Origin of the sequence: Sphingomonas sp. S2-65, assembly GCF_021513175.1 — a bacterium.
Classification (GTDB): Bacteria; Pseudomonadota; Alphaproteobacteria; order Sphingomonadales; family Sphingomonadaceae; genus Sphingomonas.
The window spans coordinates 1875367-1891489 of record NZ_CP090953.1; the positions used below are offsets into that span (position 1 = coordinate 1875367).

Sequence of the window (16123 nt, forward strand, 5' to 3'; positions counted from 1 at the left end):
TGGCTTGTACCCTTGCCCGCACCAAGATAACCTCAGGGCAAATTAGAAGGCAGGTATGCAGTCGTGACGATGGTCGGCCAGCTTCGCTAGCCTGCTTTATGTCGTCCGCAGGATGCGCAGCGAGTTAGTAGCCAAGTTTCTTCGCTCGCTCGCAAAGATGAGCATGGACCGGGAGGGTGTCGCACGACGCTCTTCCTGAAGGGAGCGGGGTAAGATGGACACAAACGCGTTGTTCCGCCTGGACAGCCGGGTCGCACTGGTGACGGGAGGATCTCGAGGCATCGGCAGGATGATTGCTGCTGGCTTCGTCGCACAAGGTGCCAAGGTCTATGTGTCCTCGCGCAAGGCAGAAGCCTGTAATGAGGCCGCCGCCGCGTTGGGGCCCAGTTGCATCGCGCTCCCGATGGACGTGTCCACGGTAGAGGGCTGCAAAGCCCTCGCGACCGAACTCGCTGCCCGCCAGCCGCATCTCGACATCCTCGTCAACAACGCCGGAGCCGCCTGGGGCGAGGCGTTCGACACCTTCCCCGAGCAAGGCTGGGACAAGGTGATGGCGCTCAATGTTAAGTCGCCCTTCTTCCTTACCCAGGCGCTCCACGGCCTGCTCAAGGCCGCGGGCAACCAGAACCGCCCCGCCAAGGTGATCAACATCACCTCCGTCGACGGCCAGCGGGTAAATCCTTGGGAGACCTACAGCTATCAGGCGTCCAAGGCAGCGCTGATCCACCTGACCCGGCGCATGGCGGCGCGATTGATCCGCGACCACATCGTCGTATCCTCGCTCGCTCCTGGCGCCTTTCCCAGCGACATGAACAAGGCCGCGCGGGATCATGGCGACGGCGTCGCCAAGCGTATCCCCGCCGGCCGCATCGGCAGCGATGAAGACATGGCCGGCGCCGCCATCTACCTCGCCAGCCGTGCCGGCGACTATGTCGTCGGCGAGACCCTCACCGTCGACGGCGGCTTGGTCAATGCCAGCTTGGGCGGCAGCATCGACGGCTGAAACGCAGGCTCAGCGGGCGATGCCACCCGCTGCCAGGACCGCGAGCGTTACCAGCTCGCTGGCGGTTGCGGTCATCGGGGCGATCTGGACCGGCTTTTCCATGCCGATCAGCATCGGGCCGATGGTCGAGTCGCCACCCAGCTCGCGCAGCAGCTTGGCCGAGATGTTGGCCGACTGAAGCCCTGGCATGATCAGCACGTTGGCCGGACCGGACAGCCGCGCGAATGGATAATTCGCCAGCTGCTTGGGATTGAGCGCGACGTCGGGCGACATCTCACCTTCATATTCGAACTCGACCGAGCGCTCGTCGAGCAGCTTGATCGCCCCGCGGACATGCTCGAGCCAGCGGCCTTCGGGATTGCCGAAGGTCGAATAGCTGAGGAACGCGACACGGGGCTCGTGGCCCATGCGGCGCGCAACTTGGGCTGCGCCCTCGGCGATCTGAGCCAGTTCCTCGGCGCTCGGGCGCTCGTTCACGGTCGTGTCGGCGATGAACACCGTGTGCGACTGGCCGACCAGCACGTGCATGCCAAAGGCGATGCGGCCCGGCGCATAGTCGATCACGCGGCGCACCTGGCGCATCGTCTCGGCATAAGTGCGGGTGACGCCGGTCAGCATCGCGTCGCCCTCGCCTAGCTGGAGCAGCAGCGCGCCGAAGATGTTGCGGTCGCGGTTGACCAGCCGCTCGATGTCGCGGCGCAGATACCCGCGACGCTGAAGCCGCTCGTACAGGAACTCGACCATGCGCGGCACCAGCGGCGAATTGACGCTGTTGTGCAACTCGAAGCCTTCGGGATCTGCACCCAACGCCTTCAGCCGGTCATGCACCGATTCGCGACCGACCAGCACGGGAATGCCGTATCCGCCTTCCTTGAAGGCGATGGCGGCGCGCAGCACGACTTCTTCCTCGCCCTCGGCAAAGATCACGCGCTTGGGGTGCGCGCGCGCACCCTCATAGGCAAGGCTGAGCACAGAAGTGGTTGGGTTGAGCCGCGCGCGCAGCGACTGACGATACGCAGCCATGTCGACGATCGGCTTGGTCGCGACCCCCGAGTCCATCGCCGCCTGGGCGACGGCGGCAGGCACGATCTCCATCAGCCTGGGATCGAACGGCGCGGGGATAATGTAGTCCGGGCCGAAGCTGTGCTGCGTGCCATAGGCGGCGGCGACTTCCTCGGGCACCTGCTGGCGGGCCAGTTCGGCAAGCGCGCGGGCGGCCGCAACCTTCATCGCGTCGTTGATCGTCGTAGCGCGTACGTCGAGCGCGCCGCGGAAAATGAACGGGAAACCAAGCACGTTGTTGACCTGGTTCGGATAGTCCGAACGGCCGGTGGCGATGATCGCATCCGGGCGCGCCTCTTTGGCGACCGGCGGGCTGATCTCGGGATCCGGGTTGGCCATCGCGAACACGATCGGGCGCGGCGCCATGGTCTTCAGCAGCTCGGGCGGCAGCGAGTTGGCCGAAGCCAACCCGACGAACACGTCGGCGCCGTCGATGGCCTCTGCAAAGGTGCGCTTGTCCGTGGCGACGGCATGCGCCGACTTCCACTGGTTCATGCTTTCCTGGCGGCCCTGATAGATCACGCCGTTCAAGTCGCACATCAGCAGGTTGTCGTGAGGCAGGCCCATCGCCTTGATCAGTTCGGCACACGCGATCGCGGCGGCGCCGGCACCCAGCATCACGATTTTGGTATGCTTGATGTCGCGCCCGGTCAGGTGGAGCGCGTTGATCAGACCGGCGGCGGCAATGATCGCGGTGCCGTGCTGGTCGTCATGGAAAACCGGGATGTTCATGCGCTCGCGCAGCGTCTGCTCGATGACGAAGCATTCGGGGGACTTGATGTCCTCCAGGTTGATGCCGCCGAAGCTCGGCTCCATCAGCTCGACTGCGTCGATGAAGCGGTTCACGTCCTCGGTCTTCAACTCGATATCGATCGAGTCGACGTCGGCGAAGCGCTTGAACAGCACCGCCTTGCCTTCCATCACCGGCTTCGAGGCCAGCGCACCGAGGTTGCCGAGGCCGAGGATGGCGGTGCCATTGGAGATCACCGCGACCAGATTGCCCTTGGCAGTATAGTCGTATGCGAGCGAGGGATCCTCGGCGATGGCGCGGACCGGCACCGCGACGCCGGGCGAATAGGCCAGCGCGAGATCACGCTGAGTCGCCATCGGCTTGGACGCGACGATCTCGATTTTGCCGGGCCTGCCTTCCGAATGGTAGCGAAGCGCCTCGCGCTCGGAAAACTGGACCTTCGATTCCTCAGACATTCAACTCTCCTGGTCTCCTTCCTTTAGGGTGACGATTCCGTAGCTGCAATCGGACGATCGCACTCAGGCGGAAACGAAATGTTGCTGCCCGAGTCGTCCCCAGGAAAGCGGCAGGCGGGTGTTGATCGTGGCCACGCATCGGCTACCGACAGTGCATGTCCTCCGCCGCACCCACGCCGATGATGGCGCAGTATCTCGCCCTCAAGGCTGAAGCCGAGGACTGCCTGCTCTTCTACCGTATGGGCGATTTCTTCGAGCTGTTCTTCGATGATGCCAAGATCGCAAGCGCGTGCCTCGACATCGCACTGACCGCGCGTGGCGAGCATGAGGGCGAGCGCATCCCGATGTGCGGGGTGCCGGTGCACGCGATGGAGGGCTATCTCGCCCGGCTGATCAAGGCGGGCCACCGCGTCGCTATCGCCGAGCAGACCGAAACGCCGGAACAGGCGAGGAAGCGAGCCGGATCGAAGGCGCTGGTCGCCCGAGCGATCGTTCGCGTCGTGACCGCCGGCACGCTGACCGAGGAAACGCTGCTCGACAGCCGCTCGGCCAATTGGTGCGCGGCGATCGGCGAGGCGGGCGGCAGCGTCGCGATTGCCTGCGCCGACATTTCCACCGGGCGTTTCGAGATCATCGAGACCGATGCCGAGCGCGTCTCCGCCGAGATCGCTCGGCTTTCGCCCGCCGAAACCGTCGCGTGCGACGCGTCGACGTTCGATGCGCTCGCGACCATGTTGCGCCCGCGTCAGGGGTTCGACAGCGTTGGCGCGGAGGAGCGGCTGAAGGCACTGTTCGGAGTCGCCACGCTGGACGGGTTCGGCAGCTTCTCGCGCGCGGCGCTGGCGGCTGCGGGCGGGCTCGTCGCTTATCTGGATCACACCGCCAAGGGATCCCTGCCCTTCCTGCGCCCGCCACGCGTCAGCCGGACCGAGGCGTTCATGGCGATCGACGCGGCGACGCGCGAAAGCCTGGAACTCTGTGTCAGCCAGGGCGGCGTCCGCAAGGGCAGCCTGCTCGACAGCGTCGACCGCACTGTCACCGGAGCTGGCGCACGCCTGCTGGGGCAGGACATCGCCACGCCACTGATGGACCGAGCGGCGATCGAGGCGCGGCTCGACCTGGTGCAGCGCTTCCACGACGATGCCGGAGTGCGTGACATGGTGCGCAGTGCGTTGCGGGCGCTTCCCGACATCGGCCGGGCGCTGGGACGGCTGGCGGCGGGCCGGGGGTCGCCGCGCGATCTGGGGCAATTGCGTGACGGACTGGACGGGGCGTGGCGGCTGGGGGAGCGGCTGGCGGGACTTGACGACGTGCCCGAACTGCTCGGGCGATTGATCCCGCAGTTGCGCGGCCACGGCGCGCTGATCGACCTGTTGTCGCGCGCGCTGGTGCCCGAGCCGCCGGTGGATGCGGCGCATGGCGGGTATATCGCGGAGGGGTATGACGCGGCGCTTGACGATCTGGTTGACGCCGGAGCGGGTGGGCGGCGGGCGATCGCGGCGCTGGAAGCGGAGTATCGCGGGCGCACCGGCATCACCGCACTGAAGATCCGCCACAACGGCGTCCTTGGCTATCATATTGAAGTTGCGGCACGATTTGCCGATGCGCTGATGGCGCCCGACAGCGGCTTCACCCATCGGCAGACGCTGGCGGGCGTCGTCCGCTTCAACGCACCGGAATTGCACGATGTCGCCGTCAAGGTGACGCAAGCGGGCGCGCATGCCCTGGCGGCGGAGGCCGCGCACCTCGAGGATCTGACCACAACCGCCCTCGACAGTCGCGAGGCAATCGCCGCCACCGCCGACGCGCTGGCCCGCCTTGACGTAGCGTCAGGCCTGGCGGAGCGCGCGGCGGAGAGCGATTGGGCGCGCCCGGCGCTGGTCGAGCATAGCTGCTTCGAAGTCGAGGGCGGACGCCACCCGGTGGTCGAGGATGCGGTCGCGCGCAGTGGCGGAAGATTCGTCGCGAACGACTGCAAATTGTCGGAAAATTCGCGGCTTTGGCTCGTCACCGGCCCCAATATGGGCGGTAAATCGACGTTCCTGCGTCAAAACGCGCTGCTCGCCGTCCTCGCGCAGGCCGGCAGCTACGTGCCCGCGGCCAGTGCCACGCTGGGGCTGGTCGACCGGCTGTTCAGCCGCGTCGGCGCATCGGACAATCTCGCGCGCGGCCGATCGACCTTCATGGTCGAGATGGTGGAGACCGCCGCGATCCTGGCGCAGGCGACGCCGCGCAGCTTCGTGATCCTGGACGAAGTCGGGCGCGGCACGTCGACTTATGACGGCCTGGCGATCGCCTGGGCGGTGGTGGAGGCGATCCACGAAGAGAATCGCTGCCGTTGCCTATTCGCGACGCATTATCACGAGCTCACGCGGCTGGCCGAGCGCTGCGACGCGCTCAGCCTCCACCACGTTCGCGCGCGCGAGTGGAAGGGGGACCTGGTCCTGCTCCACGAACTCGCCGACGGCCCGGCGGATCGCAGCTATGGCATCGCCGTCGCCCGGCTGGCGGGCATGCCGCCGAGCGCGATCAAGCGCGCCAAGGCAGTGCTCGACAAGCTGGAAGCGGGCCGCGAGAAGACCGGCGGCCTGGCGGCAGGCCTGGACGACCTGCCGCTGTTCGCCGCCATGGCCCAGCAGGAGGAGGCACAGGCGGACGCGCTGCGCACCGAGCTGGGGGCGCTCGACGTGGACGCCCTCACCCCCCGCGACGCGCTGGAGGCGCTCTACCGGCTGAAGGCGCTGGCCGCCGACTGAGCGGGTCAGGCCCGGAAGACGCCCTTGCGCACGCCATAGCTGTGGAACAGCGCCGGCCAGGCCGAGCCCGGCGCCTCTTTGGGCAACCGTGCGCCGAAGCCATGCCCGCCCTCGTCGAACAGGTGCATCTCCGCCTTGCGGCCCGCCTTCATCACCGCGTCGTAGAGCACCAGGCTGTTGGCGACCGGCACCAGCCTGTCGTCGCTGGCGTGCACCAGGAACAGCGGCGGCGTCTCCGCCGTCACGCGCTTTTCCACCGAGGCGTGAAGCAGTGCCTCTGCCGACGCGCTGGGCCCGAGCAGATTGTCGCGCGACCCGACATGGGTGATGCCGGCGTCGAGGCTCACCACCGGATATACCAGCCCCGCCAGATCCGGCCGCGCCGACATCCGGTCCGCCGCATCCACCGGCGCATACACCGCCTCGCCATGCCGCGTCGCCAGCGAGCCGGCCAAATGGCCGCCCGCGGAGAACCCCAGCACCGCCAGCCGTGCGGGATCGATGCCGAACCGCGCCGCGCCCGAACGGATGACCCGCATGCCGCGCTGCGCATCCTGGAGCGGGACCAGCGCGCGCTGGTCCCAGCCCTCGGCCGGAAGCCGGTAGACCAGGATGAAGGCGGTGATCCCGCGCGCGTTCAGCCACGCCGCCTGCTCGGTGCCTTCATTGTCATAGGCGAGGAATCCATAGCCGCCGCCGGGCACCAGCATCACCGCCGCGCCGTTGGGCCGCGCCGGGCGGCGCACCACCAGCACCGGATCGTCGATGCCCATCACCCAGCGATCGGGATGCGCCGGATCCTTCGAATTGTCGGTCACTTTGCGGACGATCCCCGTGCCGCGCGCTCCCGGCGGGCGCCCCGGCCAGAGCCGAACCACTTCGTCGCCCGGCGCCGTCTGGGCGAGCGCCCCCGGACCGGCCGCGGCGCCCAGCATCGCGGCGCCGGCGCCGAGCACGGCACGTCGTGTGGGTGTCATGCGGTTTCCTCTCCTTCGAATATCGGGCGATAGGCGTAGAGGCCCGGCGTCCCGCCGGTCATGACGAACAGCACCGCTTCGCCGGGGGCGTAGCGCCCCTCCCGCACTGCCGCCAGCAATCCCGCGAACGCCTTGCCGCTATAAACGGGGTCGAGCAGCAGTCCCTCGGTGCGCGCCATCAGCCGCACGGCATCCAGCATCGCTCCCGTCGGGATGCCGTAGCCGTCGCCCAGCTGCGATCCGTCAATCTCCAGCGTCTCGGACAGCGGAGCGGCGCTCAGGCCCGCCAGCGTCGCATCGGCAAGCGCTGCAGTCTCTGCCCTCGCCGGGTCGAGCGGTGCCAGCACGGTATAGGACTGCACCCGCCCCACTGCCTCGCCCGCCAAGGCCATCCCCGCGGCCAGACCGGCATGCGTCCCCGCGCTGCCATTGGCGACGACGATCCGCGCGAAGCGGAGCCCCAGCGACGCTTCCTGCTCCAGGATCTCGGCGGCGCAGGCCGCATAGCCGAGGCAGCCGACCGGCGAAGATCCGCCCGCGCCGACGACATAGGCCCGCCGACCCTTGGCCAGGAGCGCTGCCGCCCGCGCGTCGGCGAAAGCCATGGCATCGGCGTCGCCCGGCAGGCGGTACACCCGCGCGCCGAACAGCGGGTCGAGCAGCTGGTTGCCGCTGTGCAGATAGTCCGGGTCCTCGCGCGGCACCACGCGCCGCAGCACCAGCTCGCAGGCGAGCCCAGCCCGCGCCGACGCCGCCGCGCTCAGCCGGGCGTGATTGGATTGCAGCGCGCCGGTGGTGATGAAGGTGTCGCACCCCTGCGCCTTGGCATCGCCGAGCAGGAATTCGAGCTTGCGCAGCTTGTTGCCGCCGCCGCCCAGCCCCATCAGGTCATCGCGCTTGACGAATATCGGGACGCCGCCGGCTGCGGGCCCCAGCGCCGCCTCCAGCCGGGGCAGCCGCTGGATCGGCGTCACACCTTCCAGCAGCGATTCCGTCGCGAAACCAGCCAATGCCGAACGGATGCGTGCCGCGCCCATGCCGGTCTCCAAATCGATGATCCCAAAAATGAGAGAGGCCGCCGGGCCCCGTCAGGGTACCCGGCGACCTCCGACATGGTCAGCGGCCGGAGTGTTCCAGCCCGGGAGACCATGCGGGCCGCTTTGCCGGACATGCGGATGGCGATTGGCCATCCGCGGCCCAGCTCAGCGGCGCGTCTCCCGAACGAACTGAACCGACCTCACTGCTGAACCATGAGACATCGGATCACCTCCTTTCGCTAGTTAAAGAGCCTGTGCCTTTCGACACGCCGCGAGTGTGAATCAGTGCGAGTCGCAGAACAAGCCTTGTTTTGAATTTCTTTCTGCGCAAACCTGGAATTCTGGGCCGCGCGGATCGGCACGCCGCTCAGGAACGGCAATCCTCCGCGATACGCAGTATCTCCGCCCAGGCCGGCACCACGAGCGGCGGCTGGCCCGCCATTTCCACGATGAAGCGTCCGCGGCTATAGCCCATCGCGTCGATCAGCCCGTCGCGCGCGGCAAGGCTGGTGGTCAGCTCTCCGGCGGCCCCGGGGGCAAGCGCCACGGTTCGCGCGGTCGAGCTGGTCCGGATCGTCGCCGAAAGCGGCGCCGCCGCCTGCCCCCGACGTGCCAGGGTGATGCGTCCAGCGGCGGGATCGCACCGCAGGCTAAGCTCGGAAGCCGCGCCCGGGGCACCAAATGCCGCAACCGTGGTGCCGGCCTCCCGGCGGTAGCTCCAGCTTCCCGGCGACAAGGGCCAGTCCCGCCAGTCGGCCGACGGAGTCGCGCGGGGGGTAGGCGCCGGTGCAGGCATGGGGGTGGGCACGGGGGGCGCCGGGCGCGGCTCGGGCTCGCTGGGGGCGACGCACCCGGCCAACGCGAACAGCGCGGCGAGGGTCAGGCTTGATGCAATGGCGGAACGCATGTCCCGCTTATGGGGAAAGGGGGCGCTCGCCTCAACCGTTCAGGCGGCGCGGCGTGCCATGACTCGGCTCGCATGCGGGAAGAGCAGTTGCTCCTCGCGGGCGGTGCGCGCGGCGATCAGTGCCACGGCTGCCCGGGTCGCCTCGCCGAACGACGCCCATTCGCGGGTAATCCGATCCACCGGCCAGTCGAGAATATAGGTTGTGAAGCGATCCACCAGGACGCCATGTTCCTGTCGGCAGCGCAGCGCCAGCACCGTGGCGATGGCATCGCCGGACCCGAGCAACCGGTCATAGACCTGGCGGTCTTCGCGCTCGCAATGATCGGCTAGCGCGCGGACGATGCGCCAGCGCATGCCAGCGACGGTCGCGCTGTCGGGTGCCTCGGCCGCGACGATCCGCAACAGCTCGGCGGTGTGCGCTTCCAGTTCCCGATGTTCCGCACAAAGCTCTGCGATGAGCATGCCCACCTCCCTGTTCCTTCCCGTTACGGGAACCGGTGGCATTTTGGGATTAGGTAGATTCCGTAGCGCGATTGGGCACTTAGTCCTCCCAGGGAAACACCATAGGGCGTCCGGGCTTCATCGCGCCGGGACAGTGGTCGCGATCGCCTCCACCATTCCCGGCAACCAGCGGTTGCCCTGCCGCAGGGGGAAGGCGTTGGCATAGGCCCAGGCGCAGCTTTGCACGCCGATCGAGGCATAGGCCGACGAGACCGCGCCGTAATAAGCGACGCGTTCAGCCGGCGGAATTCCGCCGCGATCGGTTGCGCCATATTCGCCGACGAACGGCACGCGGCCGGTACGCGTCATGAAATCGCGTATTTTCCGCAGATTGGCGTCGATCTCGGCATAATCGGCAGGGCTGCCGAAGTGGCGGCCGGTCGGCGGGGTCGGCGTCACCCAGGTCGCACCCTGATGGGTGAAGGCGAACGGATCGTAGCTGTGGATCGTCGGCACCACATAGGGATCGTCGGGTAGCGGCAGAGTCGGGAGCGAGTCGACCCCGCTCCAATTCTCTCCGCCGACGATCACGGGGCGCGTGGGGTTGGTCTTGCGGACCTCGGCTAGGGCCGGGTTCAGCACCGACGGCAGATTGGCATGAGTCAGGGCGCCCATGGGCTCGTTCAGCAGCTCGAACCACAGCGCGCCGTCGGGCTCCTCGGCGAAGGCGGCGGCGATCTGCGCCCACAGCGCCGCGAACCGCGCCCGGTGCGCGGCGGGATCGGCATAGAGCGCGTCATAATGATGCAGGTTCAGGATGACGTTCAGCCCGGCGCCGCGCGCGCCGGCCACCACATGGCGGACGCGCGCCAGAAAGGCCGAGTCGATCGTGTAAGGCGAGCTTGCCTGGGCATGGGCGGACCAGCGCACCGGCAGGCGGATGGTCTGGAAGCCGGCCGCCTTGATCACCGCGAAATCGGTGTCCGCGATCGCCCGGCCCCAGGCGCCTTCGCGTGGGGCCTCGAGATGGTTGCCCATGTTGACGCACTTGCCGACCGGCAGGCTGATCCCGGTGGCCGGGCGCGCCGGGGCGGCGGGCACATAAGTACGCGCCGCGGGCACGCCTTGCGCGCTTGCCGCGGCTCCCGGCGTGAACGCGATCGCCAGTGCGGCTGCCAGCTTGCGCGTCATGCGTTCACCCCTCCGGCGCGGGAGGGACCGGCACCAGCTTCAGCAGGCGGGCCGCCTCGGGATATAGCGCACGCTCCTCGCTCTCCACGCGGCGGGCGACCTCGGCGAGCAGCGCGTGCGAGGCGTCGCAAAAGCCATCCCAGTCGCGTTCCATCCGGTCGGACGGCCAGTCCTGCTGATAGTGGAGGACCACGGCGCGCAACGTGCCGAACGACTCGCGAAAGCCCAGCGCCGCGGCCACGGCCTGGGCGTTGCCGCTGGCCAGTAGCGATCCGCAGACGTCGCGGTCCTCATGATCGAAATGGTCGAGCAATGCCCGCACCAGCCGCCAGCGCACCGCCGCCACCTCGGCAGGATCCTGCAGCGGCTGCATCAGCGCCACCTTCAATCCCACCACCAGCGGCTCTATCGCGCGATGCTCCGCGAACAGACTCGTGAACGCCTGCATCATCCTCTCCTTCGGCGAGCCTAGCGGCTGTTTCGAAGAGAGCAATGCCGGCGCGAGCGCCGGAACCGGCTTATCCGGCGCGGACCTGAACCACCGCGTCGATCTCGACCGCGGCACCCAACGGCAGCACCGGCACGCCGACCGCGCTGCGGGCATGGCGTCCGGCATCTCCGAACAGCGCCTGCATCAGCTCGGACGCGCCGTTCGCCACCTTGGGCTGATCGGTGAAGCTGCCGGCCGAGTTGACGAACACGCCGAGCTTCACGATGCGCTCGACTCGCGACAGGTCGCCGCCCAGCGCCTTCTTGATCTGCGCGACGATCATCAGCCCGCAGCGCCGTGCCGCTTCCTGGCCGAATGCGAGATCGCGGTCTTCGCCCAGACGGCCGGTCATCAGCTCGCCGTCCTTGAACGGCAGCTGCCCGGACAAGTGCAGCATGCCGCCCGCCTCTACTGCGGGAACATAGGCCGCGACCGGCGCGGCGGCTTCGGGAACGGAAAGGCCCAGTTGGGCCAGCTTGGCGTCGATTGCAGCGGTCATGCCTGCGCTGAACCATTCGCCGCGGCGGCGGTCAAGCCCTGCGCGAAGCGGGTTTCGATCCAGGCGAGCGCCTGCTGCCAATCGTCGATGCGGGCATGGGCGAAGCGCGCCGGGGCGATGTGCGGCGCCATGTCGGGCTCGGACACCATGTGCAGGCGGTGGACCTGCGGCACGGTCTTGGCGACCGATTCGTGATGCTGGGCGAGATCGTCGACGAACACAGTGACGGGGTCGCCATATTCGGCGACCAGCCGGGCGACCGCGGGACCCTTGGGGCCCTGGTTGGTTTCGACGCGGTGCTCGATGCCGTGTTCGGCCAATTGGGCGACGCGATGGGCGCGGCAATGGTCGCCCAAATTGGTGAGCACGACGATGTCGGCCTTGGCGGCGATGGCGGCCAGCGCCTCGCGGGCATGCGGCACCAGCGTCTGGCGGGCCATCTCGCCGGGAAAGAAGCCGTCGAGCAGCTGCCACATCGCCGGGGCCTCGACGATGCTGTCGTCGGCGCGGCGGCGCATCGCGTTCTCGAAGCCACCCTTGGCGAGCGACAGCTCGATGTCGTGCGCCTCGTCCAGCCAGGTGCCGAAATGGCGCACCATGTGCAGCAGGACTTCGTCGCAATCGGTGATCAGCAGCGGTTTCATGCAGTCTCCAGCGCCGCCCGCGCGGCGACGAGTTCGGCGGGGGTTGCGCCGATCGCGGCGGCGCAGGCGATCAGGTCGGGCTCGTAGGATTCCAGAAAGCCGATCGCGGCGGCGAGCAGCGCGGGATCGCCGATGCGGGCGCGCAGTTCCTCGGGCGTGAGGCCGGTCAGATCGAGCAGCCGATTCGCCCGCTGCGAGTCGCCGAGCGTCCACACCAAAGCCTGCAGCGCGAGCGCATCGGCATTTGTCTCAGCGGGCGCCATCGCCTAATAGGTCCTTGTAATCATTGCGGGTGCTGGCGTGGCAAAAAGGGTGCTCGTTGTCGAGGACAACGAACTCAATCTGAAGCTCTTCTGCGATCTGCTGCGGGCGCACGGCTTCGTGGTCGAGCCGGTCAAGGACGGGCGCGAGGCGGTGGCCAAGACGCGCGAGTTCTGCCCCGATCTGGTCGTGATGGACATACAGATGCCGCATGTCACCGGCCTGGAGCTGATTCGCGAGATGAAGCTGGATAGCCGGCTGCGGGCGATTCCGATCATGGCGGTGACCGCCTATGCCGGGCGCGATGACGAGGAGCGCATCCGCACGGCTGGCGCGAATGCCTATGTTTCCAAGCCGATCTCGCTGGCGCGCTTCATGGACGAAGTGCGCACCTTGGTGCCGGGCAGCGCCGAGCCGGAGGAAGTGGAAGAAGAAGACGATACGGGGGAATGAATCCCCCGCTTCGGCTTACTTGATCTTGGCTTCCTTGAACTCGACATGCTTGCGCACGACGGGATCATACTTGCGGAAGCTCAGCTTCTCGGTCTGGGTACGCGGATTCTTCTTGGTGACGTAGAAGAAACCCGTGTCCGCCGAGCTGACGAGCTTGATCTTGACAGTGGTCGGCTTGGCCATGACCCGAAACCCTTGATTGCTAAAATGGAAAAGCGGCGCGCGTCTGCGCACCGCTGACAGGTGCGGGCGGATGGGCCACCTCGCGGGAAAAGTCAAGGCGGACGCACCCCGCTGTCACGCCGGGCACATGCTTTTCCGCGTCAACAAGATGCTCTACGCTTCTCGCAGATGGAAGCGCTCGTCCCCGCCTTTCTGCTGGCACTGCTCAGCCAGCCAGGCGACCGCCCGCCGCTTCTCGCGGCGATCCTGGCCGACCGCACGAGTCGGCCACGCACCATCCTCCTCGCCGCCGCGCTTGCGCATGCCGCTGGCAACATCGTCGCGGCGCTGCTCGGAGCGACGCTCACGCCCAGCCTGACTCCCGAAGCCAAGTCGCTGCTGCTCGCCATCGCGCTGATTTTCGCCGGCGCGACCGGGTTCTGGACGTCGAAGCTGCCGAGCCGGCTAGAGCGCTGGCGCCTGGGCAGCTTCGGTACCGCGCTGCTTGGACTGTTCATTCTAGCGTTCGGCGAACGCACCCAGTTCTTCACGCTGGCGCTTTCGACCGGCGGCGAGCCCTGGTTCGCCGCGGCGGGGGCGACACTAGGCGCGACGATCGTCAGCGGCGCCGCGCTGATACTCGGCGAAACCGCATGGACCGCGCTGCCGCTCCGCTGGGTACGAATAGCCACGGCCGTTCTGTTCCTGGGCGCAGGGCTGGTGATCGGCGTGGGAGCCCTTCGGCTGATCTAAGGCCGGCAGCGTCGATCACGCTCATGGAAGAAAGCCATGGCCGGACACGGAGCCGATCCTATATCGATTTCGTTGAGCACACGAACCAATCTTGAGGGACCGACCATGACCGACACGAAAGCCGCGCTGCAGACGCCGACCGACCTGAACCGCAACGACACGCGCAGCGTCGCCGATGCGCTGAACAGCGCGCTGGCCGATTGCTATACGCTGTATCTGAAGACCAAGAATTTCCACTGGCACGTCTCGGGCCCGCACTTCCGCGACTATCACCTGATGCTCGACGATCAGGCTTCGCAGATCCTGGGCGTGACCGATGCCATCGCCGAGCGCGTCCGCAAAACCGGCAACACCACGCTGCGTTCGATCGGCGACATCGCGCGCCGCCAGACGATCAGCGACAATGATGCCGAGTTCGTGTCGGCCGCCGACATGCTCGCCGAACTGCGCGACGACAATCTGAAGCTGGTCGAGAGCTTCCGCACGGTGAAGCAGGCAGCCGAGGACGCCAACGACAACGCCACCAGCGGCATCGTCGACGAGTGGACCGACCAGGCCGAGGAGCGCGCCTGGTTCCTGTTCGAGGCCAGCCGCAAGGGCTGATCCCGGAACAACCGCGAGGGGCTGCGCGTCGGCGTCTCGCGGTCGCATAAAGGCGGCCGCGCCGACACGAACCCAAGTAGGTGCAATGCGCGCTTTCGCTGATCTGCTCGACCGCCTGATCTACACCCGGTCGCGGAACGCCAAGCTTCGCCTGATGGGCGATTATCTGCGGGCGACGCCCGATCCGGACCGCGGCTGGGCGATCGCCGCACTCACCGGCACGCTCGACATTCCCGCGGTGAAGCCGGCGCTGATCCGGGCATTGATCCAGGAGCGCGTCGACCCGGTGCTGTTCGGCCTCAGCCGCGATTTCGTCGGCGACACCGCCGAGACCGTGGCGCTGCTATGGCCGGAGCCGCCGGTCGCGACGCCGGCACCGCCGCTGCCGCTGTCCGAAGCGATCGATCGGCTAGCCAGCCTTACTCGCTCGGATGCCCCAGCGGCTCTAGCCGAGATGCTGGACCGGCTGGACTCGGACGAACGGTTCGCATTGCTGAAACTGGCCACCGGCGAATTGCGAGTCGGCGTCTCGGCCCGACTGGCGAAGACCGCGCTCGCGCAAGCCTTTGGCCTGGATGTCGATGCCGTGGAGGAAGTCTGGCACGGGATCGCGCCGCCCTTCCTCACCTTGTTTGCCTGGGCGGAAGGGCGCGGTGCGCAGCCGACGGCGCAGAACGTGCCGGTGTTCCGCCCCTTCATGCTCGCGCACCCACTCGAAGACGGCGAGGTCAGCCTGGAAGACTATGCCGCAGAGTGGAAATGGGACGGCATCCGCGTCCAGCTGGTCCATGTCGCTGGGCAGACGCGATTGTTCAGCCGCGCCGGCGACGACATCACGCACAGCTTTCCCGAAGTGGCTTCCGCCTACACGACCCCCGGCGTGCTCGACGGCGAATTGCTGGTGAAAGGCACGGCGCAAGGCACGACGATGGACGAAGGCGCCGGCGCCGCGAGCTTCAACGCGCTGCAACAGCGGCTTGGGCGCAAGACCGTTTCGGCCAAGTCGCTGGCCGAGTACCCGGCATTCGTCCGGCTCTACGACATCCTGTTCGACGGAGCGGAGGATGTGCGCGAGCTGCCATGGTCCGCGCGCCGCGTTCGGCTCGAGCGATTCTCCGCGCAGCTTGACCCCGACCGGTTCGACCTGTCGTCGTTAATCGAGGCGAGCGACTTTCCCGCGCTGGAAGAGATCCGCGCCGAGGCACGCAACGCGGCGATCGAAGGCGTCATGCTCAAGCGGCGCGACTCGACCTATGTCGCCGGGCGGCGCGCCGGGCTGTGGTACAAATGGAAGCGCGATCCCCTCACCGCCGATTGCGTGCTGATGTACGCGCAGCGGGGGAATGGCCGGCGCAGTTCCTTCTATTCCGACTTCACCTTTGGCTGCTGGACCCCCGACGGCGAGCTGTTGCCGGTCGGAAAGGCGTATTTCGGCTTCACCGACGAGGAGCTGAAATGGCTCGACCGCTATGTCCGCAACCATACCGTTGCGCGATTCGGCCCAGTGCGCGAGACCGAGAAGACGCTGGTGCTCGAAGTCGCGTTCGACTCGATCCACGCTTCCAAACGCCACAAGTCCGGACTGGCGATGCGCTTTCCCCGCGTCAGCCGCATCCGCACCGACAAGCCCGCGCAGGAGGCGGACACCATCGAGGGGCTGAACAAACTGGTGACCTGA

General features: G+C 67.6%; 17 protein-coding genes. 6 read left to right on the forward strand and 11 right to left on the reverse strand.

What is annotated here, in order from left to right; genetic code table 11:
• The first annotated feature begins 214 nt into the window (after nt 1–214).
• On the forward strand, nt 215–1003 hold the full coding sequence (locus LZ586_RS08870) for an SDR family oxidoreductase (RefSeq protein ID WP_235079639.1): 789 nt from the start codon (nt 215–217) through the stop codon (nt 1001–1003).
• A gap of 9 nt (nt 1004–1012) precedes the next feature.
• Here LZ586_RS08870 and LZ586_RS08875 read toward each other — a convergent pair whose 3' ends face one another.
• Nucleotides 1013–3271 (reverse strand): NADP-dependent malic enzyme, encoded by a 2259-nt coding sequence (locus LZ586_RS08875; protein WP_235079641.1) that lies wholly within the window; start codon nt 3269–3271, stop codon nt 1013–1015.
• Between the two features lie 179 nt (nt 3272–3450).
• Between LZ586_RS08875 and mutS the strand changes: the two genes are divergently transcribed.
• Nucleotides 3451–6027, forward strand: a complete 2577-nt coding sequence (gene mutS / locus LZ586_RS08880; protein WP_235079767.1) for a DNA mismatch repair protein MutS — start codon at nt 3451–3453, stop codon at nt 6025–6027.
• Nucleotides 6028–6032: 5 nt separating this feature from the next.
• Here mutS and LZ586_RS08885 read toward each other — a convergent pair whose 3' ends face one another.
• The 9 genes from LZ586_RS08885 to LZ586_RS08925 form a co-directional block, all read right to left on the reverse strand.
• Nucleotides 6033–7004, reverse strand: coding sequence for an alpha/beta hydrolase (locus LZ586_RS08885; RefSeq protein ID WP_235079642.1), 972 nt, complete (start codon nt 7002–7004; stop codon nt 6033–6035).
• Nucleotides 7001–8041 carry a D-cysteine desulfhydrase family protein gene (locus tag LZ586_RS08890; RefSeq protein WP_235079655.1) on the reverse strand — a complete coding sequence of 347 codons (1041 nt, stop codon included), beginning with the start codon at nt 8039–8041 and terminating at the stop codon, nt 7001–7003. The genes LZ586_RS08885 and LZ586_RS08890 overlap by 4 nt, the downstream gene beginning before the upstream one ends.
• Nucleotides 8042–8408: 367 nt before the next feature.
• Entirely contained in the window at nt 8409–8948 is a 540-nt protein-coding gene (locus LZ586_RS08895) for a hypothetical protein (RefSeq protein ID WP_235079657.1), read from the reverse strand.
• A 39-nt stretch (nt 8949–8987) separates the two neighbouring features.
• Complete coding sequence (locus tag LZ586_RS08900; protein WP_235079659.1) at nt 8988–9410, reverse strand: hemerythrin domain-containing protein; 423 nt, start codon at nt 9408–9410, stop codon at nt 8988–8990.
• Between the two features lie 117 nt (nt 9411–9527).
• A complete protein-coding gene (locus tag LZ586_RS08905; protein ID WP_235079660.1) occupies nt 9528–10580 on the reverse strand; it encodes a glycoside hydrolase family 5 protein in 1053 nt (350 codons plus the stop codon).
• A 4-nt stretch (nt 10581–10584) separates the two neighbouring features.
• Entirely contained in the window at nt 10585–11031 is a 447-nt protein-coding gene (locus tag LZ586_RS08910) for a hemerythrin domain-containing protein (RefSeq protein WP_235079662.1), read from the reverse strand.
• 67 nt (nt 11032–11098) lie between these two features.
• Nucleotides 11099–11569 (reverse strand): RidA family protein, encoded by a 471-nt coding sequence (locus tag LZ586_RS08915; protein WP_235079664.1) that lies wholly within the window; start codon nt 11567–11569, stop codon nt 11099–11101.
• Nucleotides 11566–12213, reverse strand: coding sequence for an HAD family hydrolase (locus LZ586_RS08920; protein ID WP_235079666.1), 648 nt, complete (start codon nt 12211–12213; stop codon nt 11566–11568). The genes LZ586_RS08915 and LZ586_RS08920 overlap by 4 nt, the downstream gene beginning before the upstream one ends.
• Entirely contained in the window at nt 12210–12476 is a 267-nt protein-coding gene (locus LZ586_RS08925) for a DUF3572 family protein (RefSeq protein WP_235079668.1), read from the reverse strand. The genes LZ586_RS08920 and LZ586_RS08925 overlap by 4 nt, the downstream gene beginning before the upstream one ends.
• 37 nt (nt 12477–12513) lie before the next feature.
• Between LZ586_RS08925 and LZ586_RS08930 the strand changes: the two genes are divergently transcribed.
• The gene (locus LZ586_RS08930) at nt 12514–12927 is read left to right on the forward strand and encodes a response regulator (protein WP_235079670.1); all 414 of its coding nucleotides are present in this window, start codon (nt 12514–12516) and stop codon (nt 12925–12927) included.
• A 15-nt stretch (nt 12928–12942) separates the two neighbouring features.
• Here the strand turns inward: LZ586_RS08930 and rpmG are convergent, their stop codons facing one another.
• Nucleotides 12943–13110: a 50S ribosomal protein L33 gene (rpmG, locus tag LZ586_RS08935; protein WP_066808222.1), complete on the reverse strand. Its 168-nt coding sequence runs from the start codon at nt 13108–13110 to the stop codon at nt 12943–12945.
• Nucleotides 13111–13278: 168 nt separating this feature from the next.
• On the opposite strand from rpmG, the gene LZ586_RS08940 reads away from it, so the two are divergent.
• The 3 genes from LZ586_RS08940 (at nt 13279) to LZ586_RS08950 (ending at nt 16123) form a co-directional block, all read left to right on the forward strand.
• On the forward strand, nt 13279–13842 hold the full coding sequence (locus LZ586_RS08940; protein WP_235079672.1) for a TMEM165/GDT1 family protein: 564 nt from the start codon (nt 13279–13281) through the stop codon (nt 13840–13842).
• A 105-nt stretch (nt 13843–13947) separates the two neighbouring features.
• Nucleotides 13948–14445, forward strand: a complete 498-nt coding sequence (locus LZ586_RS08945; protein WP_235079674.1) for a Dps family protein — start codon at nt 13948–13950, stop codon at nt 14443–14445.
• Between the two features lie 85 nt (nt 14446–14530).
• Nucleotides 14531–16123: a cisplatin damage response ATP-dependent DNA ligase gene (locus LZ586_RS08950; RefSeq protein ID WP_235079675.1), complete on the forward strand. Its 1593-nt coding sequence runs from the start codon at nt 14531–14533 to the stop codon at nt 16121–16123.